Origin of the sequence: Tunturiibacter empetritectus (assembly GCF_014201375.1) — a bacterium.
Taxonomy (GTDB): Bacteria; Acidobacteriota; Terriglobia; order Terriglobales; family Acidobacteriaceae; genus Edaphobacter; species Edaphobacter lichenicola_D.
In genome coordinates, this window is record NZ_JACHDZ010000001.1 from 1,373,774 (window position 1) to 1,394,891 (window position 21,118).

At 54.9% G+C, this 21,118-nt stretch carries 10 protein-coding genes; 7 read left to right on the plus strand and 3 right to left on the minus strand.

The window, feature by feature from the left end:
* Positions 1-368 precede the first annotated feature (368 nt).
* Genes HDF10_RS05955 through HDF10_RS05965 form a run of 3 tightly spaced genes read left to right on the plus strand, consistent with a single transcriptional unit; the run spans position 369 to position 13,059 of the window.
* Positions 369-2,363: an amino acid adenylation domain-containing protein gene (locus HDF10_RS05955; RefSeq protein WP_183811340.1), complete on the plus strand. Its 1,995-nt coding sequence runs from the start codon at positions 369-371 to the stop codon at positions 2,361-2,363.
* Positions 2,360-10,447, plus strand: coding sequence for a hybrid non-ribosomal peptide synthetase/type I polyketide synthase (locus HDF10_RS05960; RefSeq protein WP_183811342.1), 8,088 nt, complete (start codon positions 2,360-2,362; stop codon positions 10,445-10,447). The genes HDF10_RS05955 and HDF10_RS05960 overlap by 4 nt, the downstream gene beginning before the upstream one ends.
* Positions 10,444-13,059, plus strand: a complete 2,616-nt coding sequence (locus tag HDF10_RS05965; RefSeq protein ID WP_183811344.1) for a condensation domain-containing protein — start codon at positions 10,444-10,446, stop codon at positions 13,057-13,059. Before HDF10_RS05960 ends, HDF10_RS05965 begins: the two co-directional genes overlap by 4 nt.
* Positions 13,060-13,076: 17 nt before the next feature.
* Here HDF10_RS05965 and HDF10_RS05970 read toward each other — a convergent pair whose 3' ends face one another.
* The 3 genes from HDF10_RS05970 to HDF10_RS05980 form a co-directional block, all read right to left on the minus strand.
* Positions 13,077-14,549: an alpha/beta hydrolase family protein gene (locus HDF10_RS05970; RefSeq protein ID WP_183811346.1), complete on the minus strand. Its 1,473-nt coding sequence runs from the start codon at positions 14,547-14,549 to the stop codon at positions 13,077-13,079.
* 115 nt (positions 14,550-14,664) lie between these two features.
* Positions 14,665-15,582, minus strand: coding sequence for a transcriptional regulator (locus tag HDF10_RS05975; RefSeq protein WP_183811348.1), 918 nt, complete (start codon positions 15,580-15,582; stop codon positions 14,665-14,667).
* A gap of 367 nt (positions 15,583-15,949) precedes the next feature.
* Complete coding sequence (locus tag HDF10_RS05980; RefSeq protein ID WP_183811350.1) at positions 15,950-16,198, minus strand: hypothetical protein; 249 nt, start codon at positions 16,196-16,198, stop codon at positions 15,950-15,952.
* A 1,472-nt stretch (positions 16,199-17,670) separates the two neighbouring features.
* Between HDF10_RS05980 and HDF10_RS21180 the strand changes: the two genes are divergently transcribed.
* The 4 genes from HDF10_RS21180 (at position 17,671) to HDF10_RS06005 (ending at position 21,068) form a co-directional block, all read left to right on the plus strand.
* Positions 17,671-18,639, plus strand: a complete 969-nt coding sequence (locus tag HDF10_RS21180) for an RHS repeat domain-containing protein (protein WP_183811352.1) — start codon at positions 17,671-17,673, stop codon at positions 18,637-18,639.
* Positions 18,640-19,004: 365 nt separating this feature from the next.
* Positions 19,005-19,931 (plus strand): RHS repeat domain-containing protein, encoded by a 927-nt coding sequence (locus tag HDF10_RS05995; RefSeq protein WP_183811356.1) that lies wholly within the window; start codon positions 19,005-19,007, stop codon positions 19,929-19,931.
* A gap of 164 nt (positions 19,932-20,095) precedes the next feature.
* Positions 20,096-20,533, plus strand: a complete 438-nt coding sequence (locus HDF10_RS06000; RefSeq protein ID WP_183811358.1) for an RHS repeat-associated core domain-containing protein — start codon at positions 20,096-20,098, stop codon at positions 20,531-20,533.
* Positions 20,496-21,068 carry a hypothetical protein gene (locus tag HDF10_RS06005; RefSeq protein ID WP_183811360.1) on the plus strand — a complete coding sequence of 191 codons (573 nt, stop codon included), beginning with the start codon at positions 20,496-20,498 and terminating at the stop codon, positions 21,066-21,068. The genes HDF10_RS06000 and HDF10_RS06005 overlap by 38 nt, the downstream gene beginning before the upstream one ends.
* Positions 21,069-21,118 lie beyond the last annotated feature (50 nt).

Sequence of the window (21,118 nt, forward strand, 5' to 3'; positions counted from 1 at the left end):
GCAATCATAACCACTTCTCTGAGTACTTAAGTTCTTCCCCGTTTGGAAGGCGTCGAAATGCTGGGAAATCTACAACTTTCAGGTATTTTCGGGCACGATTGTCTTCATCCATCTTTCGAATTATGCGTACAATTAGGCAACATGAACGGATTGACTTCGAGAGCTTCTGGCAGTACCTTTCGCTCAAGTTGCATCTATCAATGCAAGTACAAGTAATTGATGGAGCGATGTCAGTGATGTTGCGATCAATTAGCCAATGCCGTCGGGCACTTTGAGTCAATTCGTCTTTGTTGCGGTTCTGATCTGCGTGGGGCTCAATGGAGAACAATGGGCATGTTAAGAATTCGGCCATTGAGGGCGAGCGATTGATGGATCTTCGTCCCCAGGCTTCCGAGGTTCCGGGGAGCGGATTCGACGGAAGGGCGCTCGACACGATCGTCAGTGTCTTTGAGCGGGTGGCTGCGGCAAAATCGGACCAGGTTGCGATCGTCTGGGGAGAGGTTCGCTGGACCTACGGCCTGCTGAATGCGAGGGCGAACGAACTTGCCCGGCGGTTGCAGGAGCTTGGGGTTCGAACGGACTCGTTTGTTGCGATCTATCTGGACCGCTCGCCTGAGATGATCGTGGCAATACTCGGCATCCTTAAGGCTGGCGGCGCGTATCTGCCCATCGACTTTGGCTATCCCAAGACCAGGGTTCTGGAGATGCTGGAGGACGCGAGACCGGTGGCGATCGTAACGACCGCAGCTCTTGCTTTGGGGGTGTCGGGAGAGTTGACTGCTTTGTCGGTGTCGGTTGTGGAGATGGAGGGTGGGTCTGTAACGCCGAATACTGGGACGCTGAAATCTGCGACGCCAAACTCTTCGGAGCCGAACAATCCGTCGTGCGTCGCGAGGGCGGAAGATTTAGCGTATCTGATGTACACCTCGGGATCGACTGGGAAGCCGAAGGGCGTGATGGTGACGCATAGGAATGTGCTTCGTCTTCTGGAGCAGACCGACGCGTGGTTTCACTTTGGAGCGAACGATGTCTGGACGATGTTTCACTCCATTGCGTTCGACTTTTCGGTGTGGGAGATATGGGGACCGTTGTTGACGGGCGGGAGGCTAGTGATCGTGCCGTTCGCCGTGAGCCGCTCGCCGCGAGAGTTCTACGAGCTTCTCTCGAGGGAGCGGGTGACGGTGCTCAATCAGACGCCGTCGGCATTTTTTATGTTGATGCAGGTGGAGATCCAGGTGGAGCAGGACAGTGCGGTTCTGCCGCTGTCGCTGCGCGTGGTGATCTTCGGCGGGGAGGCTCTGCAGTATCGCAAGCTGGCTCCGTGGTTCCAGCGACATGGGGATACGGCTCCGCGTCTGGTGAATATGTACGGGATTACGGAGACGACAGTCCACGTGACCTACCGGCCGATTAGTGCGGGAGAGGCGGAGTCGGTGCAGGAGAGTCTGATTGGTGTGCCGATACCGGATATGCAGCTTTATCTGCTCGATGAGGCGAAGAGGCCGGTGCAAGAGGGGGAATTGGGCGAGCTTTATGTGGGCGGGGGCGGGGTGACGCGCGGCTATCTTAATCGTCCGCAGTTGAACGCGGAACGGTTTATCGACGACTGTTTTGGGTCGGTGGCTGGTGCCCGGCTGTATCGCACGGGCGACCTTGCGCGGATTCGTCCTGATGGCGAGATGGTGTATCTCGGCCGAAACGATAGCCAGGTGAAGATCAACGGGTTTCGCATCGAGCTGGGAGAGGTCGAGGCTGCGCTGGCGGAAACGCCGGGGGTGAAGCAGTCGTGCGTAGTGGCGCTTACGGATAAGACAGGGACTCAGCGGCTGGCGGCTTATTTTGTTGCGGCTCCGGGTATTGAAGTGACCGCCAGGATGCTTGGCGAGTTTTTTGTTTCGAAGATGCCTGCCCAGATGAGGCCTTCTTCGTACACCGCGTTGAAGGAACTTCCTCTGACCGTGAACGGCAAGCTGGATGTCGCTGCATTGCCTGCTCCTTCGGTGGGGTCGGCTGGCGTCATTGAGGCGGGTTCGAACTCGCAGTCGCTATCTGAGACCGAGGAGCGCGTGTCGCGAGTGTTCACCGATGTACTCGATCTGCAAGGGATTGGCTTGGACGATAATTTTTTCGATTCGGGGGGGACATCCCTGCTGCTGATTAGTGCTCATCTGCGGTTGCAGGCGCAGTTCGAACGGCTGATTCCGATTACGGTGATGTTCGAGTGCCCGACAGTGCGTTCGTTGGCGAAGCGCCTTTCGACCAATGGAACTTCGGCTTCGGAGAAAGATGCAATTCAACAGCAGGCTCAGAAGGCCAGAGGTGCGTTCGCGCGGGCTAGGGCGACGAAGGGTGTGGCGTCATGAGTGAGCTGAATCAAGCAACACCTACGACTGACGCGAATGCGGGCGAGGAGCAGTTGCTGGACTGCGTTGCAATCATCGGCATGTCGGGACGGTTCCCCGGAGCGCCGGATGTAGATGCGTTCTGGCAGAATGTCGCTGCCGGGAAGGTCACGATCTCTCACTTTTCTCCGTCTGAACTGGAGGCGAGAAATAGCGCAGGGCTCGAGCATGGCTCGGACTATGTTGCTGCGCGCGGTGTGCTCGATGACCCGGGGATGTTCGACGCTGAGTTCTTTGGCATATCGCCGCGCGATGCCGAGAGCATGGATCCGCAGCATCGGATATTTCTCGAGACATGCTGGAATGCGCTGGAAGATGCGGGCTATGACCAGTCGACCTATGCGGGGCAGATTGGACTCTTCGGTGGGTGCAGCCTCAATACCTATCTGTTGGCGAATCTTTGCCGCGATAGAGCGTTTATCGATGAGGTGACGGGAAACTATCAGGTTGGCGAGTTTCGATCGTTCATGGGGAACGACAAAGACTTCCTGACGACACGGGTTGCCTACAAGTTGAACTTGCGTGGGCCGTGCATCAGCGTGGCTTCGGCGTGTGCTACTTCGCTGGTTGCAGTCGCCCAGGCGAGTCAGAGCCTGCTGAACTACCAGTGCGATATGGCGTTGGCGGGTGGTGTTTCGGTGACGTTTCCGCAGAGACGGGGGCATCTGTACTCGGAAGGAAGCATCGGATCGAAGGATGGCTTCTGCAGGCCCTTCGATGCTGCCGCCACTGGTACGGTCTTTAGCCATGGCGCAGGTGCGGTTCTGCTGAAGCGGTTGGAGGATGCCATTGCCGACCGCGACCATATCACGGCTGTGATTCGCGGGTTTGGAGTAAATAACGACGGCTCCATGAAGGCTGGATACATGGCTCCGGGTGTGGACGGACAGTCGGGTGTGATTGCTGCGGCACAGGCGATGTCTGGTGTCGATGCGCGCACGATTACTTACATTGAAGCTCATGGAACGGCGACGCCGCTGGGCGATCCGATTGAGGTTGCAGCGCTGACGAAGGCGTTTCGCTTAAGTACACAGGCGTCGGGCTTCTGCGCGATTGGTACGGCGAAGGCGAACGTAGGGCATCTGGATGCTGCCGCGGGAGTTGCGGGAGTGATTAAGACGGCGCTCTCTTTGAATAAAGCGACGCTGCCTCCTTTGGCCAACTTCGAGAGTGCTAATCCGAACATCGACTTTGAGAATTCGCCGTTCTATGTCAATCGTGAGTTGAGTCCATGGCGATCCGATGGGCCGCGACGAGCAGGGGTGAGCGCCTTCGGCGTTGGCGGCGTGAATGCGCATGTGGTGTTGGAAGAGCCGCCTGCATTGCAGCCTACGACAGCTTCCTTGCGTTCGGCTCAGTTGCTCTGTGTTTCGGCGAGATCGCAGTCCGCGCTGCAGGTTGCTATCGGCAATCTTGCTCGATACATCAAAGAGCACCCTGAAGTTTCGCTCGAAGATATTGGCTACACGCTTGCGATCGGAAGAAAGGCGTTCGATCACCGCGCTGCGTTTGTGTGTGCAGGCGCTGAAGATGCCATTGCGAAACTTTCGTCAGCCAAACCGGAGGCCAATCGAGTTGTGCCGGCAAAGCGGCCGGAGGCTGTGTTCCTGTTTCCGGGGCAGGGGTCGCAGTTCGCGGGCATGGGTGCCTGGTTATATAAGAGCGAACCGTTGTACCGTCGCGAGGTAGACGAGTGTTGCGAGATTCTGCAGCCTTTGCTTGGCCTCGACCTTCGCGAGATTCTCTTTCCGGTGGATGTGACGGCACCGGAGGCCGCAGAGAGGATTCAGCAGACGCAGTTCGCGCAGACCGGAATCTTCGTGACGGAGTTCGCAATGGCGAAGCTCTGGCAGGCATGGGGGATTGAACCGCGTGCCTGTGCGGGCCACAGTATTGGAGAGTATGTAGCAGCTGTTCTTGCTGGTGTTATGAGCCGCGAAGATGCTCTGCGGCTGGTGAGCATTCGCGGGCGGACGATGCAGGAGATGCCCCGCGGAGCCATGGTGAGCGTGCGGCTCAGCGAGTCGGAGCTTCAGCAGTATCTTGGTGATGATATTTCGCTCGCTGCGCTAAATGCTCCGAAGCTAAGCGTGCTGGCTGGTCCGCTTGAGGCCGTTGAGAGGTTGGAGAAGAGGATGACTGCGGATGGAGCGCTCTTCCGCAGGCTGCGCACCTCGCACGCGTTTCATTCGTCGATGATGGATCCGATGCTGGCGGGATTTGAGGCGGAGGTTGCCAAAGTTACGCTGCACCGTCCCGTTCGCCCTTATGTTTCGAGCTTCACCGGGACATGGATCGAACCGGAACAGGCGACGAGTCCGCGCTTCTGGGCTGATCAGGTTCGCAATCCTGTCCGCTTCGCCGATGCGTTGAAGACGTTGATGGCAACTCCGCAGATTTTGCTGGAGGTCGGGCCGGGAAATACGCTGGCTACGCTTGCGCGTCAACAGCCCAATAGCAGTGCAGCCGTTATCGTCTCTTCGCTTGCGCAGCGAGATGAACAGTCTCCCGTGGAGGCTGGATCTCTCCAGGAGGCGCTTGGGCAACTCTGGATTGCGGGGGTGACGCCTGACTGGACGAAGGTGTATGCAGAGGAGAGGCGGCAACGAGTCTCACTGCCAACCTATCCTTTTGAACGCAAGCTGTATTGGGTGGAGCCGCCGCCATTTGAGGCAGGCTCGCAACCTATCGAATTACCAATCATTTCTAAAGCAGAAATGCTCAATACAGAACGCGGCGGTGAAGTTGTTCCCGCCGCAATTGAACCGTTGAAAGAGGCACCAATGCAAGAACGCAAGCTGCGTCTGCAGCCGATTGTTTCAGAGGTCTTTACACAGTTGAGCGGGATCGAAGTGACCCCGGATCAGGTCGATCATCAGTTTCTGGAGCTTGGACTTGACTCGCTGTTTCTCACTCAGGCGACGCAAGGCATTCAGAAGAAGTTCGGCGTGAAGCTGACCTTTCGCCAGATCATGGAGCAGTACTCCACGATTGCGAGTCTTTCCAGCTATCTGGATAGCGTTCTTCCGCAGGATGCGTTTCCAGCGGCGGCGCAGGTTCAAGCTGCTCCCGTGCAGATAGCGGCTACTCCCGCCAGCGTCTCCGCTCCGGTCGCGACCTTCTCGAACTCGGCCTCGTCGGTCCCTGCAGGGTCTGCGGTTGAGCGGCTCTTTAGTGAGCAGATGGCGATGATGTCGAAGGTCTTTGAGCAGCAGATGGCAGCCTTGCGCGGAACAACGGGATCGCCGGCGGCTGCGGTTGCTTCGGCGCCGCCAGAGGTGACGGCGGCTACGCCTGTTGTTGCCACTGCTCCGTCATCATCACCGACATCGACAGGAGAGACGGCTGAGGTCAAGCATGGATCTTACAGGCCGCTGCAACCGCGGGTTCAACAGGATCTTGACGGCGATCAGCAAAAGTATCTCGATACACTCCTTGCGAAGTATCAGAAGAAGACACCTGGGTCCAAGCGATTGACAGACAAGGCGCGGGTTCATCTCGCCGATCCTCGTGCGGTTGCCGGTTTCAGGCCACAGTGGAAGGAGATGGTCTACCCACTGGTGACTGAGCGTGCCAAAGGTTCGAGGATCTGGGACGTCGATGGCAATGAGTACATCGATATCGTGAATGGCTACGGGGCGATCATGTTCGGGCACTCTCCGCAGTTTGTGCTGGACGCTGTTCACAAACAGATTGAAGAAGGCGTTGCCATCGGGCCGCAATCTCCGCTGGCGGGTGAAGTTGCGGCGCAAATATGCGAGCTGACGGGAAACGATCGGGTGACCTTCTGTAACACCGGATCGGAAGCGGTGATGGCGGCTATTCGCGTGGCTCGCACGGTTACGGGACGCGATCGCATTATTTATTTCGCTGGCGATTATCACGGGACGTTTGATGAGGTTCTCGTTCGCAATACACCACGGGGAACGGTGCCGCTCGCGCCAGGCATTCCACTTGCGAATACGGGAAATGTGGTTGTGCTGGAGTATGGGGCCGATGCTTCACTTGAGTACATTCGCAAGAATGCGAGTGAGATCGCTGCTGTCTTGATCGAGCCGGTGCAGACGCGTAATCCTGGTCTGCAACCGATTGCTTTCATCAAAACTGTAAGACAGATTACGGAGCAGGCAGAGATTGCACTGATCATCGATGAGGTCGTCACAGGGTTCAGACTTGCTCCCGGCGGCGTGCAGGAGACCTTTGGGGTGCGAGCCGATCTTGCAACGTATGGCAAGGTGATCGGCGGCGGGTATCCGATTGGGGTGCTCTCGGGTAAGGCGCAGTTTATGGATGCGCTCGATGGTGGAGCCTGGCAGTACGGCGATGCTTCAATCCCTGAGGTTGGCGTGACCTTCTTCGCTGGAACATTCGTTCGACACCCACAGGCGCTCGCCGCGGCACGTGCGGTTCTCAATCATCTGAAGGCTGCTGGGCCACAGCTTCAACTTGATCTGAATCGAAAGACCGCTGAGATGGCGACGCGGCTGGATAACTTTTTCGTTGAGCGAGGGGCTCCGAGCCGGATCCATCACTTCGCGTCGTGGTTTTACTTCACCTTCCACGGTGACGCTCGACTAGGCAGTCTGCTGTACTACGCGATGCGGGAGAAGGGAATTCACATTCAGGAAGGCTATCCCTGCTTCCTTACGACGGCGCACACAGACGCGGATCTGCAAACCGTTGAGGACGTATTCCGTGAGACGGTCGAAGAGATGCAGTCCAGCAACGCGCTTCCCAGCCACGGGGAGCACCAGAGTCATACGGTTGTAGCGCCGGTGTCTGCGATGCATCCTGCGGCTCTGAAGGATCCTCCTGCAAAGGTTCCGATCACTGAAGCGCAGCGAGAGATCTACTTCGCGGCTGCGCTGGGTGATGAGGTGAACTGTGCGTTCAATGAGTCGGTGACGCTTCGTTTGCGCGGCGAGGTTGATGAACGAGCACTGAAGCAGGCGCTTGAATCAGTGTTTGCGCGACACGATGCCCTGCGCAGCACTATCAGTGAGGATGGCGAGTCGATATTGATTGCTCCGGTCTTTCAAGGCGCTGTCGAACAGGTGGATCTTTCTTCCGCGGCAGATGCCTCTCGAGAGCAGACGCTGCATGAGGCGATTGAGAGGGAGGGGAGGATACCCTTCTCGCTTACGGAGGGTCCGCTTGCGCGCGCAACGATCTTCAAGATGTCAGCCGATGAAACTGTGCTGCTCTTTACGGGGCATCATATTGTTCTGGATGGATGGTCTGTGAACCAACTATTCGAAGAGATCAGCAAGTTCTACAGTGCGAAGGGTAGCGCGAGCGAAAAGCTGCTTCCTCTGCTTCCGTTCAGTAGTTATGCAGTTCAGGAGCAGACCCGTCAGAAGTCAGGTGAGTTTGCGGACAATGAAGCTTACTGGGTCAATAAGTTTTCCGGCCTAGCACCGGTGCTCGATCTGCCGACCGACAGACCCCGCCCGGTGAATAAGACCTACCATGGAGAGACATTGAAGGGCAGTCTCGGGCCCGCTCTGTATATGGATTTGAAGGGTGCAAGCGCGCGGCTGGGTTGCACGCTTTATGTCACTTTGCTCTCGGGCTTTCAACTTTTGCTGCATCGTTTGACCCGTCAGCCGGAGGTCGTGGTTGGGATCTCCACGGCGGGGCAGGCTCTGTTTCAGAATGCTAGTCTCGTCGGACATTGCGTTCACTTTCTGCCGATGCTGAGCCAGTTGACAGAGGCGGAGACGGTGAAGAGTCATCTTGCTGCGACTCGCAATGTCCTCTTCGATGCGTTCGATCATCAGGAGTTTACTTACGGCAGCCTGCTTCACAAGCTTTCGATTCCGCGAGATGCGGGGCGGCTACCGCTGATCGAGGTTCAATTTAACCTTGAAAAGATCGGAGCGCGTATTGGCTTTGATGGCCTGTCGGCGGAGATCAAAGCAAACCCGAAGCAGTTTGTAAATACGGATATGTTCCTGAATGTGATCGAGACCGAAGACGATCTCAAATTCGACTGCGACTTCAATACTGACCTCTTTGACGAAGAGACAGTTCGCCGTTGGATGCACCAGTATGCGAATCTGCTGAGCAGCGTTGTGCGGGATGCGACGTTGCGGGTGGATGAGCTTGAACTGCTGGACGAGAAAGACCGGCTGGAGATAGTGGAGGGTTGGAATCGGACCGAGGTGGAGTTCGGGCGCGAGTTTGTTCCGATCCATCGGATTGCGGAGTTGCGAGCGCGGGAACAGGCCGATCAGGTAGTGGTAGAGTGCGGTTCGACGAGATGGACCGGAAGGGAACTGGATCAATATTCAAATCGTGTTGCGCATCGATTGCAGCAAGAGGGGCTGAAGGCGGGAGATCTGGTTGGGCTCTGCGTCGAGCGGTCGGTCGAGATGCTTGGGGCGCTGCTTGGAGTATTGAAAGCCGGGGGGGCGTATGTGCCGCTGGATCCGCGGCATCCAAAGGATCGGCTGGAGATGGTGCTCGAGGATGCGGGCGCTGCGTTGCTGGTAGTGGGAGGTTCGTTCTCTACCGCGCAGCCCGGATTCAAAACCTCGGCGAAGGTAGTGGTACTGGATACGAAGATAGCCGAAGAGAGCAATGCGCCGCTTGAAGTGCCAGCTGCGGCGGATTCGCTGGCGTACGTCATCTATACCTCTGGTACAACTGGCAGACCGAAGGGTGTAGCCGTTGAACATGGCGCTCTGATGAACCTGTTGCAATCGATGGAGCGGGAGCCTGGCCTGAATCGGGCGGATGTTCTGGTAGCGGTGACTACGCTTGCCTTCGATATTGCGGGACTGGAGCTGTTGTTGCCCTTGTTGACGGGAGCGCGGTTGGTGATCGCGAATGAAGAGGAGGTTGCGGACGGCTACCTGTTGCTGCAGCTACTGCAACGTAGTAAAGCGACCGTGCTGCAGGCCACTCCCGGCACCTGGAGAATGCTGATCGATGCGGGATGGAGCCGCGAGTTGCCGCTGAAGGTTCTGTGCGGTGGCGAAGCGCTGCCGCGAGACCTGGCGGATCAGCTGGTGGAGAGAAGCGAGCAGGTGTGGAACGTGTACGGGCCAACTGAGACGACCATCTGGTCATCCGCTACACGGGTCACCACTGGCACGGGACCGCTACTAATCGGGCCTCCAATTGCGAATACACAGTTTTATTTGCTCGATCATCGGCTGCACCCGGTGCCCGTAGGAGTTGTGGGAGAACTATACATAGGAGGCACGGGGCTGGCGCGTGGATATTGGAAACGTCCCGATCTGACTGCCGAACGGTTCCTGCCTAATCCATTTGCCAAGGGGCGCGTTTACAAGACGGGAGATTTGGGTCGCTGGCATGTCAATGCGGAGGGACAAGGACAAGTCGAGTTGCTCGGCCGAACCGACTTCCAGGTAAAGATTCGCGGCTATCGAATTGAGTTGGGAGAGATTGAGGTTGCACTGAACAGGCACCCGGCAGTGCGCGAGGCTGTGGTGGTTGCGCATACGAGTAAGGGGGCCGGAGCCGCGATCACCCGGCTGGTGGCCTATGTCGACGCCGGCAACTCCGCTGAACACGCTACGGCGCTAACAGCAGATCTGATCACGATGCTTGCCGGCACACTGCCGGAGTACATGATTCCTGCGGCGATCTTGCCGCTGCCTCAGCTTCCACGATCTCCGAACGGAAAGATAGACCGCAAGAGTCTGCCGGATGCGGAGACTTTTCTGAAGGCAGGTCTTCACTCTGCGCAGCGGCCTTTCACTGCCCCTGCGACGGCAGAACAAAAGAAGCTCGCGAAGATTTGGGCTGAGGTGCTTATGCTCGACCGCGTTAGCATTACAGATAGTATCTTTGAGCTTGGTGCGGACTCGTTGCTCATCTTCCGAATCGCCGCAAGATCACAGAAGGAAAGTTTGAACGTAACGGCAGCGCAGATATTCAAGCATCGGACGATTCTGGCACTATCCGAAGCGATGGGGGAGCAAGCGGAGACAAGATCCAACACGATCAATGCAGCGCCGCGAATTACTGTAGCTCCACGAAAGGCCTATCGCGGTGAAAGCGGGACGCGCGGATGAAGCAACATTTCCAATCTGCGACGGGGGTCACTACGAATATACCTGACGAAACGCCTGTCGTAAGCTCGACGGCGCCGTCGGCGGACGAAGTCTACGTCATGCCTGCGACGCAAGGACAGGTTCGCTTCTGGTCGCTGGATCAGATGCATCCCGGTAATCCCGCGTTGAATATGCCGCTGATGTGGAAGTGCCTTGGCGAATTGAATGTGGATCTTCTGGCCATGGCGTTTACCCTGGCGGTGCGACGACATGAGATGATGCGAACGACCTTTGCAATGGTGGATGGAAGACTATCGCAGATCATCGGAGTACCCTACAGCGTTGCACTGCCGATCAAGGATCTGCAGGACGTATCCGACGCGGCGAACTCACCTGAGGCGGGCAGGCTGATCCGAGAACACGCGGCCTACCGCATGGACTTGTTCAACGGACCGCTTCTCGCTCTCAAGCTGCTGAAGTTTGCTCCGCAGCATCATCTGCTGCTCGTCACGATGCACCACATCATTTGTGATGGCATCTCTCTTGGCATTCTGCTGCGCGACATTGCGGTCTTTTATGAAGCTCTGATGGACGAGAAAAAACCCGTTCTGCCAGAGCTGCCGATTCAGTTTGCCGACTTTGCCGTCTGGCAGGAGGATTGGCGAAAGAGTGAAGCTGCAGAGACGTCGCTGAACTTCTGGCGCAAGACTCTTGGAACAAACTTTGGGCGACTTGAACTTACTCACGATGCGACCCCTGAAGGCCGGAGAGACGTCCGTACGGACTCCGAATCAGGAGACATCGAGACGCTTCTTATCTCGCCGGAGCTCACCACACGGGCTCACGAGTTCTGCAAAGATCAAAACGTAACGTTGAATATTCTGCTATTCAGCATCTTCTGCGCTCTGTTGTACCGGGCAACGGGGCAGCAGGATATTGTCGTTGGATCTCCGTGCGCGAACCGGAACGAAGATACGGAAGAGCTGATCGGGCTCTTTATGAATATTCAGGTGCTTCGAGTGGGGATCGAACCACAGGAGTCTTTTCGATCGCTGCTTACGAAGGTGCAGGACTGGACGCTGGGCGCATACGAAAATCAGGAGCTTCCGTTTGAAGAGCTGATCTACGACTCACATTTCTCGCACAACAATACTTCGTTTGAAATCCCGATCTTCTTTTTGTATCAGAAATCTTTTATGGTGATCCAGCGGGTTGCCGGACTTGAGATCACACCACTGAGATCGATGAGTCCGGGAGCCGTCTTCGAGTGGATGTTCGCCATCGTCGACCGACCGGAAGAAGGGCCGCGACTGCAGCTTGAATACAATCCGAACTATTTTCGGCCAGGGACGATTCAACGATATCTGACGAGTTTCATCGCGCTCCTGGAGTCTGCTGTGCAGGAATCATCGATCCAGTTGGAGAAGATGGCTCCGGCAGACGATTTTCTTCCCGCTAAACTTCCTGATGCCCAGAGTCAAAGTGTACCTCGTAGAAACATGCGTGCACTCCCTGAGAAGCAATTTGATGGTGGCGCGGCGATCATGGAGAAGTTGGACGAACAGGTTGCGACGATCAGTGATCCGATCGAGATTCAACTCCTCGAGCTTTGGCGCTCGATGCTGGGCGTCGAGGAGATCACGGCTGATACCAACGTGTTTTCGCTTGGAGTCAGTTCGCTTTCCATCCTTCGCCTGGTTACACGTATGAACAACCTGTATTCCATGGGGTTCGGCCTGGCCAGTTTGATCTCTGCTCCGACGATCAAGATGGTTGCGGACCTTGTCCGCAGACGCTATGCGCCCAACACGGTGACGTCGCTGGTGCCGATTCAACCTGTGGGGACGAAGCGGCCTCTTTTTGTTGTTCATGGGGCGGGAGGCAACGTAGTCAACTTCTATGGCATTTCGACAAGAATCGGTGCGGATCAGCCAGTGTACGGAGTGCAGGCACAGGCGCTTGAACTAAATCAGCCGGCGCTGCTTCATCTCGAAGATATGGCCGCTCACTACCTGAAAGAGATTCGACGGGTCCAGCCCAGGGGGCCTTATCACCTGCTCGGGTACTCCTACGGGGGAGTCATGGTACTTGAGATGGCCCATCAACTCCTCGCTGCGGGCGAAACAATTGGCATGTTGGGGATGCTAGATTCAAGAGCTAAGGATTACATTCAAGGATCGTACGCCGAACCATCTTCCAATAACGGGGAGAGCTCGCACGGCGGTGTTACCGGGCTTTTTCATAGTTATAAAGGTCATGGAAGCGCCAAAGGATTGTGGGATTTTTTTGTCAAAGATCTTAGCGAACGAAGGGTTCGATACACCACTACGATTGCTGCGCGAATGTTCTCTACGTTGCCATCTTTCCTCAAGAACACCCACGAGATTAATGCCGTGGCTGCACGAAACTATAAAGTGAAACCAGTCTCACAAAAGTTGACTCTTTTTCGGGCCGCGAAGCAGGCGGATAGAAGCATTCCTCCAGACAACGGCTGGTCGCCAATCTTCAAAGGCGGGGTCGAAGTTCATGAGATCCCCGGCGATCACTGGCAGGTTCTATCTGTGCCTGGAATCGATGTGTTAGCGAAGTCAATCCATGGGTGCCTTAGTCGATTTGATGAACCGACAGAGTAGAAGCACTCGTCTGCGCTCTATTGAAGCACGGGCGGCGGCTTCAGAGCTGTCTCGACCGAGGCCGCTTTAGACTCTGGACTCCAGTGCTCTATCTTGACTTCGCGAAATGGACTCGACGTTCCCGATTCGAGCAGATGCGGTTTTGTTTCTCGAATGGTCTGATCGAAGAAGGCCAGTACGTAGGCGCGAACGATAGTTTCTATACGTGCCGGCGAAATATGATTGGGTTGTGTCCATCTGCGCCACGGACTAACGAGAGGATGATCGGTAAAGTCCATATGTGCGGTGTTGCTGATGGACACCTTATACCCGCCAAACTGCCTGAGACTTGTATCGACCTCGTTGCGATCGGTTGCGTTTAGTTCCGCTTCGGCGCGTGCGGCAGCCCCCATCGTTCCTGGATCTGGTGGTGGCGAGCCGCCCGCTACTCCGTAAAGAAACATCGTTGGCTGGTTGGCCGGGCGCTGGCGGAGATCTCCGAATGTCCAGCCATCCATATTCACTGCGGATTGGATTCTGTCGTCCACGGAACACATCTGCACGGCTGCAGCACCGCCGAAGGAATGGCCTAAGGCGCCGGCTCGCTGAGTATCGAGTCGACCATACCAGGGGCTCTTTTGATCTAGATTGTCGCTCTGCAGCGTGTTGAGGACAAAGACCTCGTCGGCCACCCATTTACTGAGCTCTTTATTCCACGTCTTGGTAATTTCACCAACGGAATGAAGATTGGTATCAATTGGGTCGCTCCCACCGATGTCATCGACGATACGATCTCCGGGCAACTCAACTCTACTGGAGTTGTAGGTGTGATCAATTGAGGCGACTACATAGCCATGACTGGCAAGGTCCTCGGTCAGAAACGTATCCTGAGTACGTCTTCCTGCCCAGCCATGGTTGAACAGCAAGACGGGAAACGGGCCGCCCAGAGCTGCTACCGGGGCATCTTCTCTGGAGTTAGTCCAAAGTACGCTTCGATAAGAGGTGAGTGGAATTGTCTCGGACTTCCTCTCATAGGCTGCCAGATGATTGTTCGACGGATCGGCTGGGTACCATAACTGCACCACTAGTTCTCTGGCGGTTCCGGGTTTCTCTGCTTTGTCTTCCGTGCGACTCGAATCTCTTAGATAAATGATCCGTGTTCCTACGGGATAGGGTCCGGTTGGTTTTGGAAGAGTAAACATGGGCACGATTAGAAGCAGGCCGAATGTAGTAACGGAGAGCAGCACGACAGCGATGGCAACGGGGTTTCTCATCGCTGGATAGCGTGAAGCTCGACGAGATGCCGGTATCAGTTGCCAGGCCACGAGCAGAAGTAGGCCCGCCAGGGCCGGGAACATCTGCCAGTGTGTTCCTTCGTGGATGACATGCCAGATTGCGACGAGTACTCCGAGTACCGTAAAGGTCCTCGACCAGCTTGCGGCGGATTTAGTCATCTGCGCCGCGGCAGCAGTAATCAGGGTCCCAATTAAAATAACTTCAAGTAGTCGCATAGCCTGTCGAGAACACTCATCCGGTGACACGATGGAGCAGCTCGGATAACTCCTGAATCGAATCCGAGTGCTGCCAGCGGCTGAAGCCAATCACAATAGTGGCAGATAGATACACCTAAGACGACTTTCTCAAGGAAGACAGCTTATGCAAGGCGGCCTTTGCAGCAGATGCAGCAGCCACAGAGTGAGATTTCAGGTAGTCCATGGTAGGAGATTGGCCGGGCGGACGCGGAGTCAGACCAAGCGTTCGAAGAGCGTGGTTTGCGCGGTAGGTGTTCGCGCGAAGAGTGTCTTTAAACTGAACGTTAACATTGAGCGAAACAGAGACGTTGTCGTCGTTTTCAACCCAATGAGGACAGTTCACCGGGATGTGCACACCGTTTCCGGGACGCAATTTATAAGAGGTAGCGCGGGCCTGAAATTGTGGTTTGTAGACAGGGGCATTGTTATCCACCGTCCAGAAGCGTTCGATCTCCTCTTCAGGAAGAACCTCTCGATCCGCACGATCGAAGATGTGAATTGTCTTTGTTCCTTTGATCTGGAGCAGGAAGCTGCACTCTCGATCGATGTGGTAGGTTGCGATGCGCTTCGGAGAAGTGACAAAGATGAGAGCATCTTCGCGGAGAATTCGAGACTTCAGATTCGGATCAATCTTTGATTTGATCTTCTCCCATCCACTGCCTAGAAATATCTTATATTTTGGGTCTTTCTCAACGTCTTTAAATAAGAGCCAGGCCCCACAGGTCTCAATACGTTCCATCGTCTCGACGACGGAGAACTGCTTTGCAGGCATCTGATCCCATCGTTGGCCGACCTCGATATCCTTACCGGCATCGTAGTAGATGCCTCCTGGTCTGTCCCTTTTCGTGCGATCCGCTAGCTCCATAAGCTCGGGAATCTGCAATAAAGGATGTTCCGCAAGGGAATGGGTGATCTCGAAGTGTTCGCGATCGAACTCGCGGCTTAGCTGATCTGCGTCGGTCGTAATCCAGCACTCTTCAAGAAGGTCGTTCGAGATGGTTTGAGTTGACATAGCTACCACGTACTCCTAGGCCAGAAATTTCACGCAAAGTCTATTCTCAAGATTCGCGTCCGCACAATGAAAAATGTAAGTTCAGTCTCAGTAACTTACCAAAGTAATTTCCGAAAACTTCAAACCTTGCATCGGTCTGACTGCCGAGATCTCTGGGGTACAGGGTATAGCTTTTTCTCAGGAGAATCACTCAAAATCTTCAATTGCCCCGAGGTTTATGAGGACTGGTACCGGACTTCTTCGAGTTAATTCCAGCCAGGAACTTCAGGTAGGCCGCAAATTCCTCTGGAACAACTCGTAATAGACATTTAGACTATCCCTGCGGAATGTGATCAGACCGAGATCCGCGAGGACCTTTAGATGATGTTCAGGCGCGGGCGACGCTTGCGCAGTCGGATGCATCGATGCAGCAGGTGAAAGCGGCTCTTGAACAAAGAAGGCAAACGCAGAGCTGACGCGCCTCACCAAAGAGCGCGATCTGCCCTTGAGGCAGGAGCATGCCATCTCGCAGCAGATCGTCGATGAAGCTGTGCAGTCCCACACGCGTCGCAGATGTAAGCGCCGCCGAAGCAAACATCACGGCTGCACAGGCAACCCGCGCCAATGTTGCAGACATACGAAAACCATCCTTCCGTGCCTTCGCCTACCCTGAATCTCTCTTGGAGATGGCAGAGCGTTGGGGTGAAAGTCGGCTGCTTGAAGATAAGCAAGCGCTGGAATATGCCATCACCAAAGGGCGCGGCTCTCTTTGGCTCAAGTTGACCCCAGAGGAGTATGCAAAGCTTCGATGAACTTAGTTAGAAGGCTCGCCCCCAACCACGGTGGACCGCATAGACTGTCACTTTCGGAATTATCTGAGCACCTGTCGGCGTAAATATTCCGGATCATGGCTTGTCCCTTCTCCAAGACGAAATTTAAAAACTCTTGACGGCATCAAGATCTTCTAATAACGTTCACTGACAAAGAGCAACTCGATTGGTTTACAAGTTCTACAAAACCTTGGCAGTTCATTTCTCTCGGAAGCATTTCCACCTCTGTGTCGCACCTGTGAACGTTGTTGCTGGACTTGGAGATGAATTATGCCTTGGCTTTTGCCCAGCGCTGATAAGCGCCTCGATTTCTCTTTGTCACAAAAATCTTTCCTCTTGCCTTGTCCGGCAATCCAGAGACATCATCAACCCAAAGCTTCAGATCACGAGAGGCGCCTTCGCGACTTCTCGATTTTTGGTGTCGCTCGCTCACTCTCAAAGAACCTCTTCACTGCTTCTTTGACATGCCTGTTGCTCACATTAGCGTATTGCGGAGCCGCACTTGCTCAGAATGGTCCAGGGCAGATCGATGTAAGGCCATATGCTCCGGTCGAAGGAGGTTTACTCGACTCTGTTAGCGACCTAAATGGGAGTCTTATGCTTCACATTCCTCTTATTTCGTATCCCCAAAGAGCATCCCAGCAGTTAGCTATGTTGAAGCCGGGAACGGGACTTCCGCTACAGGATGCCCTTTAGGCACCTCTGGTTACAATTGGCAGCTACCAGGCCTTACAAAGGCTTATCAGATTTGTATGACGAGTGTTAGCTATCACACCAACTTATTGACGGTCGCTCAGAAGGCCAGACCTAACACTTACTTCGAAGCTCAGGGGTCATTCAGTACGATCGGTGCAGTGGTCTTGCCGAATAACACGAATTGGTCGTTTGCTTTTACCCCGATTGTCAATGGAATCCCGTCTACTAATCCCACCGTCAATTACGGTCAGTTGACCCAGATTACGCTACCGACCGGCGGAAAGATGCAGTACCAATGGCAGACGACCACAAGTTTTTGCGGGATTATCCCTACTGCCTCGACAGCATACGGTGGCGTGACAAGTAGAACGCTCCTTGATCCCGTCAGCTCTCAGGCATCAACATGGACGTATGCAGCCTTGGCACCCTCTGAGGGGGCCCAATCGCCTCTCACTCACCAGACAACTGATCCACTGGGAAATGTGACCAAGCACATCCTTACCAACTACAACTACTGTTCCTGGTTTGAGACCGAGACGGATTCTTACGACAATAACAGCAATCTCCTAAGACAGCCACTACTGTGTACCAGCCGATCACATTCGTGATACCAGAGGACGGAACTATCGGTGCTCTGCCGACGACAAAGACCATCACGTGGCCTGGTGGCCCAACCTCCCAGCAGACCTTCTCTTACGACAACGGCTTCCCAGCTACGGACACCACCGGAAAAAGTGTATCGGTCCCCTACGGGAAACAGATAACCGAAACAGATAACGACTACAGCCCGGGTGGTGGAACTCTCAAACTTACATCAAACAAGTACTGGGCGCTCAGCGGTCCGAACGCTGCCGCTTACTTGGCTGCGAATTTCCTCGATCTCCCATATACGGTACAGATCTCCAGCGGTTCATCACCCCAAACTTCGACTACAACCTATGGCTACGACGAAGCTGGATACGAACCAAGCGCAGGAACATTTGGTCATCTCACAACGGTGACGAGGACGCTGGACACTGGCGGATCGGTAGTGTCGCACACTTACTACGACGCTAGTGGGATGCCCAGCAAGACCTTAGACCCAAACGGCTACGCAACAATGTATGCGTATCAATGCTCCGACTCGCTAGCATCCACGGTAACCAATCCTTTGAGCCAAACCACGACCTACGTTTACAACTGCGCGAACGGACTTCTCACCAGCATTCAAGATCCGAACGATTTCGCAGCAGGAAGAACTGGAACAAGTTTCATCTATAACACTGCGAACGACCTGCAGCAGATAACCTACCCGGATACCGGGAGCACTACCTATACTTACAACGGCTATGCCGTGCCTTTGACAGTCACTCAAACCGAACTGGCGACTCCTGATCCATCGCTCGTCAGCAGCACCACCTACGATGGTCTTGGCCGCGTAGCGTCTTCGACTGCTCCTAACGGGGCTATCACGACAACTGGTTATGATCTGGACGGACGGATCTCTTCAGTCTCGAATCCTCACCTGTCTTCACCTTCTCCGACCGACGGAACCCACATCCTACGGTTATGATGCGTTGGGACGGAAGATCTTGCAGACCCAGCAGGACGGGAGTACTCAATTATGGCTCTATAGTGGCAACACAGTTACTTTCACCGATGAGGTAGGTAATCAATGGAAGCAAACCAGCGATAGTCTAGGACGGCTGACTCAGGTTTTGGAACCAAGCCAGTAGCCAGAAGCCCACCCTTGAGACTGATTACGCCTACGGCACCCTCAGCGATCTTGTCGGAGTAAATCAAAAGGGGACAGGCTCGGAACTACCTCGCGTTCGCAGCTTCACTTATGACTCTCTGTCTCGATTGATATGTGCAGCCAACTCAGAGAGCAGCTCTAATAAGTGTCCGGCATCTGCCAACACCGCACTCCCGGCAGGAGTGGAGAGCTACACCTATGATGCCAACGGCAACGTGAGGACGAAGACGGACGCTCGTGCCCTTGGAATTACCTATGCCTATGACCCGCTGAACCGCCTTCTTACGAAGACACCGTCACCGCAGAATGGGGCAACGTATACCTACAACTATGACGAGAAAACCGTCTCATGGAATACTTTCGCCCTGACGAACACGATTGGCCGCCTAAGCTCGTCCTCGGCGACATATGGGGGAGTCTATTCACGCTATAGCTATTTTTATGATGCGATGGGCCGTCAGGCTGGACGGCACTTTCAGGTTCCCAACGCGACAGGAACGTCAGTAAATACATCAACCGGCAGCAATGGCGAAAACTATGACCTTGCAGGCAATGTCAAGTTTATCGACAACGGAGGTGGAATTTATGTCACTGAGACTCGCGACGCTGCGGGTCACGTTACGGCGGCAAGTTCCAATAAAGCCACAACCGCTCTCTTGGGAACCGTGTACTCGCATCAGATCTTTGCGAATGCGACATATAGCCCGTTTGGCGCGTTATCCTCGCGCGTCTTAGGGAATGGCTTGACGGAAAGCAGAACATACGACAAGCGCGGAAGAATGAACGCAAAGAGCCAATTTCAGGCAGGTTCCTCGATCGGCTATAACGTGAGTTTGACCTACTATCCTAATGGCAATGTCAACAGTGCGAACGACAGTATCAACGGGAACTGGACTTACACGTACTACCCCCTCAATCAACTCAAGGGCGCCACTTCTGCGGCTGGCCTGATCCTGGGCTGGACCTACGATTCGTTCGGCAACCGAAAGACCCAGACAGCATCAGGCACCGGTTCCGCTCCCCAGCCAAGCTTTACTGACTCAGGAAACACTAATAGGGCCGACGCCAGGGGGGCTTTACTTACGACGCGGCCGGAAATGTCACCATAGATAACCTGGGCCAACACTATTACTATTACCCAGACGACAGTATCGGGCGTGTCGATACTCTCGGCGGAACGTCAAGATACAGGTACGATTCAGAAGGTCACCTTGCCTTTGAGAATGGCCCGAACGGGGCACAAGTTTTCCTCTATGACCAGAACGGCCAAATTTTGAGCAACAACAATCTGACTTCAGGTAATGTGGTTCAGGGTGCCACGATCGATGGAGAAAAGATCGGGTCATGGCAACCAAACCACTTCTTCTGGATAGGAACGGATTGGTTGGGCACCAAGCGATACGAGAGCGCTGGAGAGGGAGATATCTCGTCGCAGGCTGTACCAATCACTCCCGCCTCATACACCTCACTACCTTTTGGCGACGCGCTTAGCTCGATCGGGTACGATCCGACCCACTTTACCGGCAAAGAAAGAGACACAGAATCAGGGCTCGACTACTTCGGGGCTCGCTATATGGGAAGTACGATGGGTCGGTTCATGTCGCCAGATTGGAGCGACGATCCGGTCGCGATTCCTTATTCGGATTTGAGCAATCCGCAGACCCTCAATCTGTATGCATTACGCTGGAAACAACCCAGTCAGCAACGTTGATGATGATGGTCATAACGTGACGCTTTGCGCGACCGGATCGACACAATGCACTACGATCAGTGACGATCAATGGAAGTCGATACAGCAGCAAATTGCAGCGGGAAACAGCGGCGGTGTAACGGTCGACGGGAAGGGCTTCTTAGGTACAGGAACGATCCAGTGTGGCGGTTCAGCATGTGGCACTGCGACCTACAGTGAGCAAGGACTTCAAGACGCTTCTGGACCTATGCTGATGGGCATAGCTGGCGGCATGGCCGTTGAGTACGCGGTTGGTAGAGCAATCGGTGCAGTAGCGGGATGGCTAGGAAGGGGAGCCGGTGAAGCTGCGGGGACCGCAGCTGGAAATGCTGCGGTCGATGTCACTAATCTAAGCGCAAAGATTGTGAAGGACATGGCAAGACGTGGATGGACAGCAGACGAAATCACTCAGACAGTTGAGAGTGGGAGTGCTCATGCGGTCACTAACAAGGCAACTGGGGGTGCTGCGACAGAGTTCATCAATCCAGCCAACGGAAAGTGGACATTCGTTTCGTAATGTACAACGAAGCAAATTCTGTGGATGGTACTGCCAGCTACACCTCCGCA

Bases quoted from the DNA above. Each gene is read 5' to 3' on its own strand.
- HDF10_RS05955 (WP_183811340.1), top strand. From the start codon at position 369: ATGGATCTTCGTCCCCAGGCTTCCGAGGTTCCGGGGAGCGGATTCGAC.
- HDF10_RS05960 (WP_183811342.1), top strand. From the start codon at position 2,360: ATGAGTGAGCTGAATCAAGCAACACCTACGACTGACGCGAATGCGGGC.
- HDF10_RS05965 (WP_183811344.1), top strand. From the start codon at position 10,444: ATGAAGCAACATTTCCAATCTGCGACGGGGGTCACTACGAATATACCT.
- HDF10_RS05970 (WP_183811346.1), bottom strand. From the start codon at position 14,549: ATGCGACTACTTGAAGTTATTTTAATTGGGACCCTGATTACTGCTGCC.
- HDF10_RS05975 (WP_183811348.1), bottom strand. From the start codon at position 15,582: ATGTCAACTCAAACCATCTCGAACGACCTTCTTGAAGAGTGCTGGATT.
- HDF10_RS05980 (WP_183811350.1), bottom strand. From the start codon at position 16,198: ATGTCTGCAACATTGGCGCGGGTTGCCTGTGCAGCCGTGATGTTTGCT.
- HDF10_RS06005 (WP_183811360.1), top strand. From the start codon at position 20,496: ATGCATTACGCTGGAAACAACCCAGTCAGCAACGTTGATGATGATGGT.